The organism is Bacteroidota bacterium (assembly GCA_016713925.1).
Classification (GTDB): Bacteria; Bacteroidota; Bacteroidia; order AKYH767-A; family OLB10; genus JAJTFW01.
On record JADJOH010000002.1, the window covers coordinates 489,258 to 508,588 of the forward strand.

11 protein-coding genes are annotated in these 19,331 nt (G+C 44.2%); 3 read left to right on the forward strand and 8 right to left on the reverse strand.

The genetic code is table 11. The annotated features are described in order from the left end of the window. Window positions 1–110: 110 nt before the first annotated feature. On the reverse strand, window positions 111–7,391 hold the full coding sequence (locus IPJ86_02100; GenBank protein MBK7886119.1) for a tandem-95 repeat protein: 7,281 nt from the start codon (window positions 7,389–7,391) through the stop codon (window positions 111–113). 465 nt (window positions 7,392–7,856) lie between these two features. On the opposite strand from IPJ86_02100, the gene IPJ86_02105 reads away from it, so the two are divergent. From IPJ86_02105 to IPJ86_02115, 3 genes are all read left to right on the forward strand, one after another. After that, the gene (locus IPJ86_02105) at window positions 7,857–8,411 is read left to right on the forward strand and encodes a hypothetical protein (GenBank protein ID MBK7886120.1); all 555 of its coding nucleotides are present in this window, start codon (window positions 7,857–7,859) and stop codon (window positions 8,409–8,411) included. Next, window positions 8,401–9,324 (forward strand): T9SS type A sorting domain-containing protein, encoded by a 924-nt coding sequence (locus IPJ86_02110; protein MBK7886121.1) that lies wholly within the window; start codon window positions 8,401–8,403, stop codon window positions 9,322–9,324. Before IPJ86_02105 ends, IPJ86_02110 begins: the two co-directional genes overlap by 11 nt. Window positions 9,325–9,423: 99 nt before the next feature. Continuing rightward, the gene (locus IPJ86_02115; protein ID MBK7886122.1) at window positions 9,424–10,968 is read left to right on the forward strand and encodes a T9SS type A sorting domain-containing protein; all 1,545 of its coding nucleotides are present in this window, start codon (window positions 9,424–9,426) and stop codon (window positions 10,966–10,968) included. Between the two features lie 416 nt (window positions 10,969–11,384). Here the strand turns inward: IPJ86_02115 and IPJ86_02120 are convergent, their stop codons facing one another. From IPJ86_02120 to IPJ86_02150, 7 genes are all read right to left on the reverse strand, one after another. Next, window positions 11,385–11,834: a GatB/YqeY domain-containing protein gene (locus IPJ86_02120; GenBank protein MBK7886123.1), complete on the reverse strand. Its 450-nt coding sequence runs from the start codon at window positions 11,832–11,834 to the stop codon at window positions 11,385–11,387. A 13-nt stretch (window positions 11,835–11,847) separates the two neighbouring features. Beyond that, window positions 11,848–13,494, reverse strand: a complete 1,647-nt coding sequence (ftsZ, locus tag IPJ86_02125) for a cell division protein FtsZ (GenBank protein MBK7886124.1) — start codon at window positions 13,492–13,494, stop codon at window positions 11,848–11,850. A gap of 76 nt (window positions 13,495–13,570) precedes the next feature. Then, the gene (ftsA, locus tag IPJ86_02130; GenBank protein ID MBK7886125.1) at window positions 13,571–14,848 is read right to left on the reverse strand and encodes a cell division protein FtsA; all 1,278 of its coding nucleotides are present in this window, start codon (window positions 14,846–14,848) and stop codon (window positions 13,571–13,573) included. A 3-nt stretch (window positions 14,849–14,851) separates the two neighbouring features. Further along, window positions 14,852–15,664, reverse strand: coding sequence for an FtsQ-type POTRA domain-containing protein (locus IPJ86_02135; GenBank protein ID MBK7886126.1), 813 nt, complete (start codon window positions 15,662–15,664; stop codon window positions 14,852–14,854). Next, a complete protein-coding gene (locus IPJ86_02140) occupies window positions 15,661–17,058 on the reverse strand; it encodes a UDP-N-acetylmuramate--L-alanine ligase (GenBank protein MBK7886127.1) in 1,398 nt (465 codons plus the stop codon). The genes IPJ86_02135 and IPJ86_02140 overlap by 4 nt, the downstream gene beginning before the upstream one ends. Window positions 17,059–17,061: 3 nt before the next feature. After that, entirely contained in the window at window positions 17,062–18,177 is a 1,116-nt protein-coding gene (gene murG, locus IPJ86_02145; GenBank protein MBK7886128.1) for an undecaprenyldiphospho-muramoylpentapeptide beta-N-acetylglucosaminyltransferase, read from the reverse strand. Then, window positions 18,161–19,318: an FtsW/RodA/SpoVE family cell cycle protein gene (locus tag IPJ86_02150; GenBank protein ID MBK7886129.1), complete on the reverse strand. Its 1,158-nt coding sequence runs from the start codon at window positions 19,316–19,318 to the stop codon at window positions 18,161–18,163. The genes murG and IPJ86_02150 overlap by 17 nt, the downstream gene beginning before the upstream one ends. Window positions 19,319–19,331 lie beyond the last annotated feature (13 nt).

Consider the following 19,331-nt stretch of genomic DNA (forward strand, 5'->3'; position numbering starts at 1 on the left):
CTTTAAGATTGTCGCTCAAGTGCCCTACTAGCTTTCTCCTGAAAGACTTCCCTCAAATAAAAACCCCGCAAACCACTAGAGTCCACGGGGTAAACCTGAATATTTAAAGATTATCGACGAAGAACAACAAACCCGTTTAAAGGTTTTTCATCGTTTTTGAGATCCAGCACATAGTAATACGTTCCGTCCGGTAATTCTTCCCCTAAGCGAATGAGATCCGAATTGGAAAGTCCGTTCCATGTATTGTCATACCTGTCCATTTCGAAAACCAGAAGTCCCCATCGGTTGAATATTTTAAGATTCGCATTCGGATATCTCTCCAGATTAGTGATGACAAAGTAATCATTAAAATTATCACCATTGGGTGAAAATCCATTGGGTATAGTGAGCGTATCACAAGTTACCGTGACCAGTACCGTATCAGTAGCACTGCAACCCAGCGCATCTGTTCCTGTCACCACAAAGGCAGTATTTACAAAGGCAGAGACTGCAGTAATTGCCTGATCCGGAGTGACACATTGTGCCGCCGGTGTCCAACTATAACTGAGACCACCTACTGCACTTAATGTTAAGAGCGAATCACAGGTAATAAAGGCATCGTTTCCGGCAGTAATCAACGGCAACGGATTCACTGTGATATTCAACGGACCATCTGTATAAACTCCACAAGCGGATGTTACAATTATTTCATAGGCGCCACTAGCAGTCACCGTCAACTGATGAGTAGTATCTGAAGTCAATAGGTTTCCATCCTGTAACCACTGGTAGGTGAAACCCGGATAATTTATCACACTTAATACAGCGCTATCACCCTGACAAAAATCGGAAGCGCCTGCTATTGCAATGATCACCGCTGAACTATCCTGAAGATCGTACTGCACGGTCAGATTACAGCCTGTTGAATCCGTCACGGTCAGCACGTACATGCCACTACTCAAACTATCCAGTGAAGCGGTGGTATCTGTTGTATTCCAGCTATACGTTAGCGGACCTGCACCACCGTTAGCTACTACTTGAATTGACCCCTGAATTCCGTTCAGACATTCCGGTTGAGTGACAGTGGCGGAAACCAATATAGGTGTAGAAAGATCGAATAAGGTATCGGAGAGTACCAGCTGACAATTATTGGTATCAGAAATCGTCACCGTATAAATTCCGGCTTGAAGATTTGTTAAGAGGGTTGATGTACTTCCGTTACTCCAGCTGAATGTATAACCCGGTGTACCTCCACCTGCAGCTACTGAGATGGTGCCTGTACTATCTCCGCCACAGCTGATGTCCTGAGAAGTTATTGCTCCCGAAAGTGGAAGAACCGGCGCTGTGATGGTAGCAGATCCGTTGACCTGACATCCATTGGAATCGGTAACGACCACACTATATGTTCCGGCAAGAAGCGAATCAATGTCTTCATCGGTGCTTCCATTGTCCCAGGAGAAAGTATACGGCAATGTACCGCCACTCACCTGCAGATCAATAAATCCGTTGGTGTCATTATAGCATAAAACATTTTGCGAGGAGATAAAGGCAATGAGCGGTGAAGCCGGACCGAATACTGTATCCGTTAGCACTAATACGCAACCGTTAGTATCCATGATCGACAAGGTATATTCTCCTGCCGGAAGGCTGTCAATATCTTCATCTGTAGACCCGTTGGACCATGAATAAATTATATTTCCACCGGAAATTGTTGTTACGTCGATGGCACCTGTACTATCTCCTGCACACAATATATCGGTAACAACTGAAGTAGCCTGTGGCAAAGGATGAACATAGATGTATACCCATGCGGTATCACACCCTGCTGGTGTCTGCTGATCACAAATAACATACTGCAAACTATCCCATCCTACCGTACCGGATGTAGAGGTATAAATAATTTCGTGTGTCGGGGTGATGAAAGTTCCACCATTTACGGGAGGAGTAAGAACGGACAAACTCAACGTATCTCCTTCCGGATCAAAATCATTTGAGAGCACTGCGATGATGACTGCATCTCCCGAACAAGCAATGATTGAATCATTGACAGCGACAGGCGGATCATTATCCGGCGTGACTGTAATAATCACAAGTGCTGTATCGCACAATATGGGCTGCGGAAATCCTGAATCGCAAATGGCATAAATGAGGGTATCTATTCCTGTAAAATTAGAATCCGGACAATAGGTCAAAATTCCATTGAGGGTATCGAGTGTAAATGTTCCATTGGATGGTCCACCCACAATGACAAGCGTACTCCCGTTGAGCATATTTTCAATATCCGAATCATTCAGCAGAATAGCAATTTGAATACAACTATCCTCCGGTGTAGTTCCGAAATCATCAACAGCCAGCGGCGGATCGTTCACAGGGGTAACGGTAATATAAATCCATGCGCTATCGCAATAAACCGGCATGCCGCTATCGCAAACTGTATAGAAGATGGAATCTACTCCATAGAAATCAGGCGATGGAGTATACACAATTTGTCCTCCCGGTAAAACAACTATGGTCCCGTTAAACGGTCCTTGCAGTACGGTTACTGAAGAAGAATCAATATTATTATCAGGATCTGAATCATTGAGTAGCACTTCAATTGTAAATACACTATCTTCTACCGTGGTGATGGTATCCTCTACTGCATTGGGTGGATTATTGACCCAAATGGTAACGAAGGAAGTATCGCTGCAACCCAGACTATCCATTACAATCAGGGTAAAGACGGAAGTGACATTTACTGTTACAGTTGGATTTGAAATCGTACTGTCATTTAATAAAATGCCGGGCACCCACTGATACGTATATGAGCCGGTTCCTCCGGTGGCTGCGAGCGTTCCTCCGAGAATGACATTTGTTCCACTCAGCACAAATTGATCTATACCGGCGTCGGCAACAGGCAATGGGAAAATCGCGAACGAAACGGTATCACTGCTGCTGCAGGCACCATTTGAAATGGTCCAGACAAAATCATTGGCACCTGTAATCAGATTACTCACCGTAGAACTTTCACTCGCAGGACTATCGACTATAGCTGCTCCTAATGAAGTCCAGGTACCTGTTCCTGTCAATGGAATGTTTCCGTTTAAAGTTAAGGATGAATTGGCACAGGCAGTTTGATCGGATCCTGCATTCGCGGCTGTAGGAAGCGGAGAGACTATAACGCTTACCGTATCCGAAGATGTGCATAAACCGTTTACAATTGTCCATATAAAATCATAAGTGCCCGGTGTTAATCCGCTTACCAGAGAATTAGGGTCATTGCTATTATCAATACTTGCCCCGCTCGTTGTTGTCCAGGTTCCTGTTCCGGAAGATGGGGCGATCGCTGCGAGATTGGTTGAAGTTTGCGTTTCACAAAGAGTTTGATCCGTTCCTGCATTGGCGGGAATCAGCGAATCAACGGTAATTGTAATCGTGTCCGTACTTATACATGTTCCATTGATGATGGTCCATACAAAACTATAGGTGCCGGAAACAGTAAGTCCGGAGATGGTGGTAAAGGATGAAGTAGGATCTGCGATGATTCCTCCGTTCAGATCTGTCCAAAGACCTATACCTGCAGCAGGAGCATTCGCCGACATCGTCACAATACTGCCTGAACAAATCTGCTGATCAGCTCCTGCATTGGCAATTTCTAATGAGTCAATATAAATTGTCACTGTATCATCACTTGTACATGTTCCATTGGTGATCGTCCAGATAAAATCATACATGCCGTTCGTCAATCCGGTGACTGCTGAATTTTCATCTGAAGCATTGGTTATTGTTGCTGTCGAAGAAGTAGTCCAGCTACCCGCGCCCGGCAAAGCAGCATTTGCTGATAAATTCGTAGCCGTTACTCCGCAAAGTTGCTGATCAGTCCCTGCATTGGCGACCACTTGCAGATCAACCTGGATGATAACTGTATCCGAAGAAATGCAGGAACCATTGGTGATGGTCCATACGAAGGAATAATTCCCGGCAACAGTTAGACCTGAAACCGCGGAGTTGGAAGCACCGGCATTGGCCAGAGTTCCTCCGTTGAGTGCTGTCCAGTTTCCGCTTCCTGAGGAAGGAGTATTTGCAGCGAGCACAACGTTACTTCCTTCACATACCTGCTGATCGGGTCCTGCATTGGAAGTGATGAGTGTATCTACAATAATAACAACTGTGTCACTGGTAATACAAGAACCGTTGGTGATGGTCCATACAAAAGAGTATATCCCTGCCGTTAGTCCGGTGATACCGGTAGCAGGATTTGAAGGAGCGGTGATGCTGGCAGATGAAGTTGTGGACCAAAGCCCTGTTCCCGGAGCCGGATTGTTTCCATTTAAAGTGGCAATGGTGACATTACACAATTGCTGATCACTGCCTGCATTGGCGATGACAACGGCGTTTATGGTGATCACCACAGTATCACGACTGACGCAGGCACCATTCGTGACGGTCCATACAAACGAATAATTACCGGCAATCGATAATCCACTAACGGTAGTACTAGCCGAACCCGGCGTATTAATACTTCCTCCTGAAAGTGCCGTCCATACTCCGGATCCGGCTGAAGGTGTATTGGCCGATAAAGTTACTGTACTTCCTGCGCAAATTTGCTGATCGGGACCGGCATTGGCAGGAATTAATGAATCGATGGTAATGCGTATCGTGTCGGAAGAAGTACATGCTCCATTAACAATCGTCCAGACGAAAGTATGAACGCCTGCACTTAATCCGGTGAGGGTAGATAAAGGATTAGCCGGTGCTGTAATGGTAGCAGAAGAAGTGCTCGTCCATACTCCTGAACCGGGGGCCGCAGCATTTCCCGCTAAAGTAGCAGTGGTTACATTACAAAGTTGCTGATCAGGACCGGCATTGGCAGGGATCGCAGCAGCTACAGTAATACGAATCGTATCGCGGTTGATGCAGGTACCGTTGGTAATGGTCCAGACAAATACATAGGTGCCGGCTGTACTCATTCCGCTGATTCCCGTTGTTGGGCTGGATGCGTTAGCAATGGTTGCAGTAGAAGTCGTGGTCCATAAACCGGAGCCCGATGCAGGAGTATTCGCTGCCATGATCGCAGTACCGGTAGAAGAACAAATATTCTGATCCGGACCTGCATTGGCCGTCACGATAGAATCTACTCTGATTGTAATGGTATCTCTGCTCACACAATTTCCATTGGTAATGGTCCATATAAATTGATTATTTCCAAAGGCAAGATTGGTGACCCCGCTCGTAGCGAGTGCAGGATTTGAAATAGTGGCTGTACTCGTGGTGGTCCAGACACCTGTACCCGGCGCGGCTGTATTTCCTGCGAGAGTAGCGGTAAATACATTACATAAATTCTGATCGGGGCCGGCAGTAGCAATGATGGATGAATCGACTGTAATGCGGGCGGTATCCCGGAGCACGCAAGCGCCATTCGTTACTGTCCAAACAAACACATATACACCGGCGTTAGTGAGTCCGCCAACCGTGGTAGATGGACTCGCAGGGGTATTGATGATAGCGGAAGAGGTGGTCGTCCAGAGTCCGGTGGCCGGAATAGGATTATTTCCTGAAAGACTGGCCGTTGCACCCTGACAAATTTGCTGATCGAGTCCGGCGTTGGAAGGGATTTGCACACTAACGGTAATGCGCATGGTATCTCTGCTGACACAACTTCCGTTGGTGATGGTCCAGATGAAAACATGATTACCCGGAATCAATCCGGTAATAGTCGTGACAGGACTCGATGGAGTGGTAATCGTACCTCCATTGAGTTTCGTCCAAAGTCCGCTTCCCGGAGCCGCCGAATTCGCCGCCATGGTAACAGTAGATTGTGATTCGCAAATAGTAATATCGGGACCCGCATTGGCAGTAATCAACGAATCAATTCGTATAATAACGGTATCACGACTCACGCAAGCACCGTAGGTAGTAGTATAGATAAAGGTATTCACCCCACTCAACAATCCGCTGACCGTAGTGGAGGCAGAGGAAGGAGTAGCAATGATCGCAGCACCTGTTGTTGTCCATAGACCCACACCGGGCGCGGCACTATTTCCGGTAAGCGTTGCGGTTGTTGCATTACATAATTGCTGGTCAGGACCGGCATTTGCAATCACCGGTGCACGAACAATGATCACCATCGTATCGCGGGTGATACAAGGACCATTCGTGATCGTCCAGACGAAATTATAAAAGCCCGCAGAGGATAATCCTGTAACTGTTGTGGTACTACTGTTCGGCGACGTAATCACACCACCATTTAATGCTGTCCATACACCGGTACCGGGAGCAGGGTTATTTCCATTCAATGTCCCCTGACCGGTAGCGGTACACACCTGAATATTATTTCCGGCATTTGCGTTAACAGGTATCGTTACTACTATCTGCATTGTATCCCTTGTAACACAGGCACCGTTGATCACTGTCCATATAAATGTATAAGTGCCTGCAGTGGTTAAACCGCTCACCGTTGCTCCTGTACTTGTAGGATTAGTAATTACAGCCGCACCGGTGGTGGTCCATAAGCCACTTCCCGGAGCCGGACTTGTTGCTGCAAGTGTGGCGGTACCCGGCGAAGAACAAATCTGCTGATCAGCTCCTGCATTAGCAGCCACCGGACTTGATACCACAATATTCATTGTATCGCGATTGATACATGAACCATTCGTTACCGACCATACAAAAGTATAGGTGCCGGCAGTAGTTAATCCGGAGATTGTGGTATTGCGGTTGGATGGATTCGCGATAATAGCAGCACTTGTAGTTGACCAGAGACCGGTACCCGGAGCAGGAACAGAACCCGCCATCGTTGCTGTGCCCGGTGTAGAACAAATTTGCTGATCGGGACCTGCATTCACCGTTACCGGCTGATCTACAATAATCGTCACCTGATCCGCATCACTACACACCCCATCTGACACCACCCAGAAAATAAGATAGGTGCCACTCACTAAATTTGAAACCAGCGTCGTATCATTTCCCGGACTTGCAATCACTGCACCTGAAGCCGTAAACCATGTGCCATTCACTCCAGTAATGGCGGGATCAATAGCCATGATCGTTGTAGAACTTTGCGGAGAACAAATCCGAACCGTATTATTTATCGCCTGAGCAACGAGAACAAATATCGCCTGCGTAGCTGTGGCCGTATTGCCATTTCCATCTGTCACCAGCAACGTCACTATATAATTTCCACCCACTGCATAGGCATGTGATGGATTTTGTGAAGAAGAAGAATTACCATCACCAAAAGTCCAGTTCCATGAAACAATAGGAGCTCCACCGGGGACCGAAACATCCGTAAATGAAATCGTATTTCCGACACAAACTATAGTATCATTGGCATCGATTCCTGCCACGGGAGATTGCGCCATTGCCGTATGACCCATACTGATCATCAGCAACAGAAACAATCCTTTCACTCCAAAGAAATTTACACTTCGCAACATGCTCTAACAGGTTTTGGTGTCGTGGGACACTTTTTTACATGAATTCTTACGAAAAAAATGTAAGGTATGTTACGGGAAAACCAGACTTAAAATTCTCTTGAAAACGGCTTTTAGGGCGTGCAAATACGTTTAAAGGAAAACAAATTGCAGACTTTTCAACTTTGCTTATACTATTAGGAGTAGAGGAAGGTTACATTCTTTTGAAATAATTTATGCCCTAAGGGTCTTTTCGCTTGGTTTTCGATAAGCTTAATAAGTCAATAACCCTAGCTGGAGCAATTTGAATTCCACAACATGTACTTTTGATCTTAAAATAAATAGCAATACAAGGAAAAAAATAAATATTTCTAGCTATATTTACCATTGGAAGGGGATATAAGAATATTAATGAATAATCTATCTGTTAGATCAATATTGATTTTTTTGTTGGTACATAGTTGTACTCAAAACAGCTTTTCACAAGGAATGAATGCTCATTGGCTTTTAGGTTATGATGTTGCTTTGTTCGATACCAATGTAGTCTCAACAAAAGCGAGTATTCGCTTTGATTCTACAAGCTATTTATTAACTCCTTCCAATTTCAAAATGCCCTTCAGGGCTGCTCAAGGAACACTTTCTGATGAAAACGGAAACCTATTAATGGTCAGTAACGGTTGTTGGATTGCAGATGCGACCGGTGATTCTATGTTAAATGGGGGTGGATTACTTCAAAATAGTTATTCCATTAATTGGTGTGATGCAACTACTGGTATACCATTTCCTCACACATCCATTTTTCTCCCTCATACTATTGATAGTAATTTAGTCTATCTAATGCATCAGTCTGGAACAAGTTCATCAAATTCTAAATCAAACGGTCTCTATTATACTTTAATTAATAAAACACTGAATGGTGGACTTGGAGGAGTTGTTGCAGGCCAAAAAAACCAATTAGTTTTTTGCAATGGGTCTCAACCCCGGAATGGCCGTGTGCAGGCATGCAAATGGGCGGGATTGGTGGATTCTCACAATGAAAGATAGCTCTGATATTGTATATGTCACTTCCCTTACACCTTCAGGGTTTAGTCCACCTGTTGGTCAGTCACTGGGATTTTTACCGGCACCAATTTATTTACTGGGACAAATGAATTTTTCTCCTGATGGAAGAAAGTTTGGGTACAGCTATTATACGGGCATCTGGGGAGCAGTAGATTATTATACCCGAATTGCAGATTTTAATCGATGCACAGGATTATTTTCAAATAGTATTCAGTTAAACTTTACTGATCCGAATCCGGGTTTAGGGCTATGCTTTTCACCTGACTCCAAGAAGCTATATGTCTCGTCTACTAGAAAAATTGTCCAGTTTAATATTGATACCTCAAATATAGCTGCCAGCTTGGATACAGTAGCTATCAATGATGGATATTTTTCACCATATCCACCACTCCAATCAGATTTTTGGATAATGACACTTGCTGCAAACGGCAAAATTTATATTTCTTCCGGTAGTAGTGTTATCGATTTACATTACATCAACTACCCCGATAGTAATGGAGTGGCCTGTGATGTACAACAACATGCTGTTCATTTACCTTGCTATTCTGCCAGAGGCAACGTTTACCACCCTAACTACTATCTCGGTTGCGATACTACCTTGGGTTGCCCCTGTTTAATTACAACAGTATTGAATGAATTTAACAGACATGATTATAAAGTAAAGTTATCGCCTAACCCCGGTAAATATGGATTTGAAATTTTGTATTTGCTCCCTCAAAATAAAAACGGAATGCTTAGTATCTTTGACATGCAGGGGCGGTTAATACATCAGCAAATATTACCACCCTGGTCCACCATGCAGAGTATTCCGGCTTCTTCGTGGGCTTCGGGTATTTATCAGGTAAAAATTGAAAGCGAAGGAGAAAGTGGCATGTGGAAGTGGGTGAAGTATTGAGGGGTGATATTTATAATGGTCAATATTAGATTAAAAACAGAATGTATTTAAAGACTAACTGAAAAAGTAAAGTATAATGAAAATTTTACGCGAGAGGAAATGAGAAAGTTAAAAATAGGTAGTATTTCATTGTTATTTCTACTGACCTCTTTATCTCAATACAGCTTTTCGCAAGGGATGAACGCTCATTGGCTATTGGGGTATGATAGCGCTTTGTTTGATACCAATGTAGTCTCAACAAAAGCTAACATTCGCTTTGATTCCACAAGCTATTTGTTAACCCCTGCAAATTTCAAAATGCCCTTCCTGTCAGCACAAAGTACATTTTCAGATGAATATGGAAATTTGAAAATGTCTACTAATGGTTGTTGGATTGCTGATGCCACCGGTGATACTATGTTCAATGGGGGTGGATTACTTCAAAATAGTTTCTCTATTAATTGGTGTGATGCAATTACAGGTATTCCAATGCAACATACAGCAATATTTGTCCCGCATCCAATTGACACCAATTTAGTTTATTTATTACATCAGTCTGGTACAAGTTCATCCAACTATAAATCCAATGGTCTCTATTATACGCTAATCAACAAAACACTCAACAATGGACTTGGAGGTGTAGTAGCCGGACAAAAGAATCAACTTGTTTATTTAATGGGACTTAATCCGGGCATGGCCGTTTGTAGACATGCCAATGGTCGCGACTGGTGGATCGTTACAATGAAAGATAGCTCAGACGTCGTCTATGTTACATCTCTTTCCTCAGCAGGTTTTTCAACCTTGAGTGGACATCCTCTGGGATTCACACCTCATCCTATTAATTTTCTTGGACAAATGAATTTCTCTAATGATGGAAGAAAATTTGCGTATAGTTATTACCTTGGCACATGGGGAGCAGTAGATTATTATACCCGACTTGCAGATTTTAATCGCTGTACTGGATTATTTTCAAATAGTAATCAGTTAACCTTTACTGATCCGAATCCGGGTTTAGGGCTATGCTTTTCACCTGATTCGAAAAAGCTGTATGTCTCCACTACTAGAAAAATTGTCCAGTTTAATGTTAATACTTCTAACATAGCTGGTAGTTTGGATACAGTAGCTATCAATGATGGATATTATTCACCATATCCTCCACTACAATCTGATTTTTGGCTAATGACACTTGCTGCAAACGGAAAAATCTATATATCATCCGGCAGCAGTGTAATTGATTTGCACTACATCAATTATCCTGATAGTGATGGAGTAGACTGTGATATACAACAACATGCCATTCATTTACCTTGCTATTCTGCCAGAGGCAATGTCTACCACCCCAACTACTATCTCGGTTGCGATACCACCTTGGGTTGTCCTTGTTTAATAACAACAGGATTGAATGAATTTAACAGACATGATTTTAAAGTAAAGTTATCGCCCAACCCCGGAAAACAGGGCTTTGAAATTTTGTATTTGCTCCCTCAAAATAAAGACGGAATGCTTAGTATCTTTGACATGCAGGGGCGCTTGATGCATCAGCAACTATTACCACCCTGGTCCACCATGCAAAGTATTCCGGCTTCAACATGGTCATCGGGTATCTATCAGGTAAGAATTGAAAGCGATGGAGAAAGTGGTACATGGAAGTGGGTGAAGTATTGAGGAGAGAGTTTTTCTTAACTTGTACCTACATTCGCGGGTGAAATTTTAACTTATCTAAATTCAGCAGGTTACCTTAATGGTTTTCTACTTTAACCACACTAAGAGCAGGTATAAAGGAAATTAAAGTGATTAAAACACCTTCCAGAGCAGTAACGATTCCAAACTTAAACGCTGCGTTCGCGGCGGATCCGCGGCGGTCGCTGCGTTTAAAAAGAAGATTTTAATTATTAGAATATTATTCTATTCAAAACTATAATTATTGAATTAAGTATTGAGGTTTGACGATTACTTCCCTCCTGCCTCGCACTCTTTCTTGCTCTGTAAAACCATCTCCCCCAACAAACAAACCCGATCTTACGGGACCGGGTTCAGGGAATTATGAGAACTTGGGACTAATGACAGGTCGCGCCCTGTCATTACTGACTGAGTAACTCCTTTACTACATTAGATACGATTTTATTATCTGCCTTCCCGGCAAGTTGCTTTGTAGTTGCACCCATCACCTTACCCATTTCAGCAGGTGATGTGGCTCCTGTTTGGGCGATGACTGCTTTTACAATGGCTCTGATTTCTTCTTCGCTCATCATCTTAGGAAGATACTTCGAAATAATTTCCACTTCTTCCATCTCCGGTCCGGCTAAATCAGGACGCTGTTGCGCATTGTAGATTTCGATCGATTCCTGCCGTTGCTTCACCAGTTTCTGCAACATCTTCACTTCATCTTCCGGACTCAATTCTTTGCCGGAAGCACTTGTCTTGGCTAAGAGAATGGCTGATTTGATGGCACGAATAGCTCTCAAACCCGCTTCATTCTTCGCCAGCATGGCCGCTTTCAGGTCAGCCATTATTGATTGTTCAAGGCTCATAGGTTTGGTTTTATTAATCTACTCTATCGTGCAGAAATGGATTATTGGGACGCAACTCGGGTTTATTCTGCGACTCATCCATCGACAAGGTATAGCGCGAAACACTGGAATCAGAGGAAGCCGGTGTATTGTCGAATTTTACATTGCGGCGTTTGTAGGCAGGCTCCTTCTCCATATCAGCGATACCACTGGGAGAATTCAAACGCATACTGATTTCCTTCAATCGGAAAATCCGCTCGCGTGAACGCTGATACATTTCATCTTCCTGCGTCATCTGCTGCGAAGAGTTGGATTGATTCGGCGGCTGACTTGTGTTGTCGGTGTATAAATCATGCTTGATGACATTCGAATCATTGTTGCGTGCATCTGCTACAGGCGTATTGGTAGTTACCTCCGGCAATGTATGCTTAATCATCGGCTCGATCGTGTCTTCGGGAAAATCAAATTCAATATAACGGGTCTCCGAACTCATCGTAGCATCCATATAATCGGCATCGATATGATTATCGAAATCTGCAGTCATTTCTGTATGCTCTATCTCGCGAATGATCAGCACAGGCTCCAGTGGATTTACTTCCATGACAGGACCATTTGCCGGCACTTCATTTTCTACAGGTGCAACAGGTTGCGGTGCAGGAGCGGGTGTATCTTCCAGTTTGTAAACGATCACATCCGGCTTTCTCACTTCGGCTTGCTTCTGCTCTCCGGTTTTAAATCCGGTGGCAATAACGGTCACGGAAACTTTATCGCCTAATCCCGGGTCATGTCCTAAGCCGAGGATAATCTCCGCTGTTTGTCCGGCTTGCTCCTGAATATAATCATTGATCTCACCCACTTCATCCATCGTCGCTTCGCTGCTTCCGCTGGTGATGCTCAGCAAAATATAATTGGCACCTTCAATCACATTGTCATTCAACAATGGAGAATCCAACGCGCCCTCTGCCGCTCTCACCGCTCTGTTATCGCCTTCAGCAGTAGCAGAACCCATGATGGCCACACCACTGTTCTTCATAACGGTCTCTATATCCGCAAAGTCAACGTTGAGGTGCATGGTATTGGTGATAATCTCCGCGATGCTTTTTGCAGCCACCGCCAATACATCATCCGCATGACCAAAGGCACGACTCAACTGCAGATTACCATGGATCTCACGCAATTTATCATTGCAGATAATCAACAGGGCATCCACATTATTTTTCATCTCCTCAATTCCTGCCTCCGCTTGCTGGCGACGTTTGCGCCCTTCAAAACCAAAGGGAACAGTAACAATACCCACGGTGAGCACGCCCATCTCCTTGGCTATTCCTGCAATGATCGGAGCAGCGCCGGTACCGGTACCACCACCCATTCCCGCAGTGATAAATACCATACGGGTACCATCGCCTAAAATCGCTCTGATTTCATTTTCGTTTTCGATAGCGGCATTTTTTCCTACTTCAGGAATTGCACCCGCACCACGACCTTTCGTGAGACTTGGTCCCAACTGAATCTTCAGGGGCACCGGACTCACTTCGAGCGCCTGAGCATCGGTATTGCATACCAGGAAGTCAACGCCTTTAATGCCCTGACGGAACATATGATTTACGGCATTACTGCCTCCACCGCCTACGCCTATTACTTTAATGATTGATACCTGATCCTTCTGCAGGTCAAATTGTATCAATTGTGTTTTCTGATTTGGAAATTCGTGCTGATCCATGTGATTAGTATTTTATATTATTAGCAGGTTGTTAGATTTACAATTTTTCGTCTTTGTCGTCGCCTAAAATTTCGGTGTTAAAGATGGAGGTCCACCAGCCTTTTTTGCGGACATCTTTTGCAGGCTCTGTAGAGGATATCGCGGATGGATTTCTGCGTTCGTTCTCCACTTCCTGCAAGCCTTTTATCACCAGTCCTACGCCGGTAGCATACATCGGACTCTTTACTTCGTCCATTCCTTTTCCCAGGTGTTCATTCGGATAACCAATGCGGGTATCCATGCCCGTTATATACTCCACCAATTGCGTAATATGTTTGAGCTGCGCACCACCGCCGGTGATGACGATACCTGCGATCAGTTTTTTCTCAAAACCGGAACTCTTGATTTCATAATACACGCTCTCCACGATCTCTTCCATCCGCGCCTGGATGATAGAAGCCAGATTTTTTACTGATATTTCTTTCGGTTCACGTCCGCGCAATCCCGGAATAGAAACAATTTCATTCTCCTTCATCTGCTTCGATAATGCCGAACCGAATTTTGTTTTCAGCAACTCCGCCTGATTACGAATGATTGAACAACCTTCCTTTATATCCTCCGTGATCACATTACCTCCAAACGGAATAACAGCAGTATGTCGTATAATTCCATCCTGAAAAATGGCAATATCAGTAGTACCACCACCAATATCCACCAATACCACACCGGCTTCCTTTTCTTCTTCCGTAAGCACAGCTTCAGCAGAGGCCAGTGGTTCAAGAATAATATCAACGGTTTTCAGTCCCGCCTTTGTCACGCATTTTTGAATATTATTTGCAGCAGTAATCAATCCGGTGATGATATGACAATTGGCCTCGAGTCTGATTCCCGACATACCAATCGGATCCTTGATGCCCTGTTCATTGTCGACGATATACTCCTGAGGAATCACGTGAATAATTTCTTCACCGGGAGGCATCGCCAGTTTGTACATATCCTTGATGATCGCATCAATATCCTTACGACCGATTTCATCCTGCGTACTGGTGCGGGTAATCATTCCACGGTGCTGCATACTTTTGATATGCTGACCGGCAATACCTACATGCACATCACTGATCTCCACTCCGGATTTTGATTCCGCTTCAGCGACAGCTTCCTTGATGGACACCACCGTTTTCTCAATGTTCGCCACCATACCCCGCATCACACCCAGTGATTCCGAGCGACCCATGCCCATGATCTCCACCTTTCCGTGTTCATTCCTGCGACCCACAATAACGGCAATTTTCGTTGTGCCAATATCAAGTCCTACTATGATCCCTGAATGTTCCATTTACTATTTGATTTTTGTACATACCACCTGGCCCTTGTACTTCAGGTTGATGAGGTTATAATTATTCCATCCTGTTTTGCTCAACCCGTCCTGATAAAAGACCATCAGTCGCTCAAACTTATCTTTAAGTCCTGTTGTATCGCCAATCAGGATCCGGTGATTTCCAAAACGTGGTATCAATTCCAGCTCCTGTTTTTCATTCACATAAATCTGTTCTGCATTCGCCGCCCAGAAAGTATCGGCCGCTATGAAGCCGGCGAGTGCGTACACCTGCTCAATTGATCTTGGTATCTGCGTCAACGTTGTATCTTCGGGAGTGGTATTGATACCGACTTTCATCTCGGTATAGGTGTTAAAAATATACCCATTCGCCACCAATGCCGGAGGGGTGTAACGATCTGATACAGGCATAAATGTACCTGTCTGATCGATATAAAATTGTTCGTCGTTTTTATTCACTATTCTCACAATCGGGTTGCGTTGTACGAGGTCAATGTGCAATTTTCCGCCAATCGATGAATATACTTCTACGCTTTCTACGAACGGGTTGCTTAAAATTCTTTTTTCTAACAGTGCAGTGTTAATGGTTCCGATGGGTTTTCCCTCCATTTTTCCTTTACTGTTCACCAAGGCAAGGACCTCTTCCTTATCAATAAATTCATGTCCCTGATCGCCCTTCATCTCCACCAGGATCCCGCTGCATTTCAGGATTTCCTGTTCATGACTGACAAAACCGAGTAGGGTGATCATGCCAATTCCCGATAGGGTCCATGCGGTAAGAATCAAAATTTTCCTGAAGTTGATTTTTGTTTTCATGCTTGTTCCAGGAGGGTTTTAATGGGTTGAATCAATTGATCGATATCGCCGGCACCGAGTGTCATGAACACTTCCGGACGTTGAATTCTTAATCGTTGAATGACTTCTTCCTTAGATACTCTGTATTTATTGTCAATAGCAATTTTCGAAAACAGCAGATCCGAATCAATGCCGGGAATAGGTTCCTCCCTTGCAGGATAGATGTCGAGAAGATACAATGCATCGGCCAGACTCAGACTTTCTGCAAAGCCCTCCATGAAATCACGGGTGCGGGAGAATAAATGCGGCTGGAAGGCCACGGTAATTTTACGAGTTGGAAATAACTCGCGGGCAGAAAGTATGGCGGCTCTCAGTTCTTCAGGATGATGTGCATAGTCATCAATATAGACGATATCACTTTTTACTACATGATATTGGAAACGTCGTTGTACACCACTGTAAGTTTCCAATGCCTCTTTCAATGAAACCATATCGACACCTTCTTCCAACGCGATGGCACAGGCAGCAACAGCATTTTCAATGTTATGCCGACCGGGTAATCCTAACGTTAAACCTTCAATCACATAACCCGGTGTCACGAGATCAAAGCGATAACGACCTTGTTCTACTTTTATATTGGCGCCTACATAATCGGCATGCTTATCCCTGATGGAATAGGTATATTTTTTAGCAGGAGTTGACCCGAGATCAAGACCAGATTTATGCACGATGAAACCTTCTGCTTTCACCTGTCCTGCAAACAAACGATAGGTATGCTGCATCTCTTCCGCATTGCCATAAATATCCAGATGATCGGCATCCATAGAAGTGATGATAGCGGCATAAGGAAACAAAGTCAGGAAGGAGCGGTCGAATTCATCTGCCTCCACCACTATTTCATGATTTGGTTTAGAGGCATCGCCCAATAAAAGATTGGAATTATAATTGGTACTTATCCCTCCTAAAAATGCGGTGCAATTCCGTTCAGCTTTATAGAGGATATGCGTTAAGATGGAAGAGGTGGTAGTCTTTCCATGTGTACCTGCTACTGCAAACGTTTTAACATCGTTGGTGATAAGACCTAAAACCTGTGATCTTTTTGCTATCTGATAGCCCTGTTCACGGAAGAAATTCAATTCGTGATGCTGTGCAGGGATGGCAGGTGTTAATACGATGAGTGTTTGTTCCCGCTGAGCGGACGCTTTGAATGAAGAAGGAATATTTTCAATCGCATCTTCAAAATGAATCTCCATTCCTTCTTTCCGGAGTTCATCCGTTAAAGGCGTTGAGGAACGATCATAGCCGGCCACCTTCATTCCGGACGAGAGAAAATAACGGGCAAGCGCACTCATCCCAATTCCCCCGATACCGAGGAAATAGACTTGAGTAATGGGCTTACCTGTCGGGTGATTCATTTTTTATTTTCGTATGAGTTTTAAAACTTCTTGTGCAATTTCTGCTGCTGCCTCAGGTCGCGCCAGAGGGAGAATATTTTCTGTCAGCTTTTGTCGATGGGGTAAATCGTTTAAGAGTGCGATGGCTTCCTTCACCAATTTCTCCCCTGCGGCGATATCGGTCACCAGCAATGCGGCTTTTTTATTCACCAGCGACATGCAATTTTTTGTTTGATGATCTTCGGCGGCTGTCGGCAATGGAACTAAAATTGAGGGCTTTCCCGCGATACATAATTCCGACACAGTACTCGCCCCGGCTCTTGCCACTACAACATCTGCCATAGCATAACCCAGATCCATGCGTGTGATGAAATCAAAAGCCCTTATTCCGGGAGCATTGATTTCCTCCACAGCTTTTAATGCTTCTGCATGAAATAATTTTCCAGTCTGCCAAAGGACCTGCATGCCTTGTTCTGCTAATTTTTGCAATCCATCGCGAACAGCTCTGTTGATACTTCGTGCACCCTGACTCCCTCCTACTACCAGCAATGTATTTTTAGCAGGATCCATTCCGAAGAACGCCGCCGCTTCCTCCCGTTTGCCGGCAATCTGTTTAATATCTTCACGAACCGGATTACCGGTGAAAACAATTTTATGTTTGGGGAAGAATTGTTCCATTCCATCATAAGCCACACAAATAGAGGCAGCTTTTCTCGATAAAAGTTTATTGGTAATTCCGGGAAAAGAATTTTGTTCCTGAATCAATGTCGGTACACCTTCACGTGATGCCATGAACAGCAAGGGACCACTCGCATAGCCTCCTACGCCAACTGCAACATCCGGCTTAAATTCTTTCAGGATAGATTTCGCTTTATTCAGACTTCGCATCAGCTTCACCGGAAAAGTAAAATTATCGAAACTCAATTCTCTTTTAATTCCTGCAATTGGCAATCCTTTAATGGTATATCCTGCTGCGGGAACTTTCTCCATTTCCATCTTCCCTTCCGCTCCCACAAAAAGCAGTTGAATGGCAGGATCAATCGCTTTCAAGGCATTGGCAATAGCGATGGCAGGAAAGATATGTCCTCCTGTTCCACCACCACTGATGATGACGCGTGTATGTTTATCCTGCGACTGCAACTTCTCTGACTTCGTTTTCTGTTTTATCAATCTCACTGCTTACACTCAGAATAATACCGAGGGCAGCACTTGTAAACCAAATGGATGTTCCTCCCATACTGAGCATGGGCAGTGGCTGACCGGTTACCGGAAATAGATTCACTGCAACGGCCATATTAATCAATGCCTGAAATACCAGACTAAATGCACAACCGATAGTAATCATCGCCGCAAAGGCCCGTTCAGTTTTTCGGACAATCTGCAGCGCCCTGTAGAAAAGTAAGAGGTAGAGGAAGACGATGATTCCTCCTCCTGCTAAACCATATTCTTCCACGATGATGGCGAAAATAAAATCCGAATAGGGATGCGGAAGAAAATTCCGTTGCTCACTATTACCCGGACCTTTTCCAATGAGTCCGCCCGTAGCAATCGCAATTTTCGCCTGCTGCACCTGGTAATTTCCCTGATCACTTCCTTCACTGAAATTTTCGATACGTGCTTTCCATGTTTCAATACGTCCTTCATAGCCGGTGAGATAGGCGATCATTAAAAACAATGCGAAAATACCCACCGCAATTCCAACCATCGATAGGATATACTTCAAACTGATACGACCGATGAACATGAGGATGACACAAGTGGTAAACAGCACCGCAGCGGTTGAGAAGTTCGCCGGTAATATCAATCCGCAAACCAAACCTACCGGAATAATAATCGGCACAAAGGCACTCTTGAAATCCTTGATATTATCCTGTTTCTTCGAGAGCATTCGGGCGACATAGAGAATCAATGCCACCTTCGCAAAATCGGAAGTCTGGAAGGAAAGATTCACAATCGGTAAGGTCAGCCATCTGCTCGCTTCATTGATATTACTTCCCATCAGCAAGGTCATGAACAGGAGCGGGATGGCGATGATGATGCCGAGATTGGCGATGCGTGAATAAAACGTATACTTCACAAAATGTCCGATGTACATCAGTACAAAACCAAGAATCATAATGATGCCGTGCTTGAACAAATAATACTCTGTATTTCCCGACTGGTATTTATACGCCAGCGTACCTGTTGAACTATAAACAGCCAGTATACTCATAATACTCAGCAGTATTACGATGAGCCAGATGGTGCGGTCACCTCTAAAATACGATTCGAGCCAGGTCATGCCTTGGGAATGA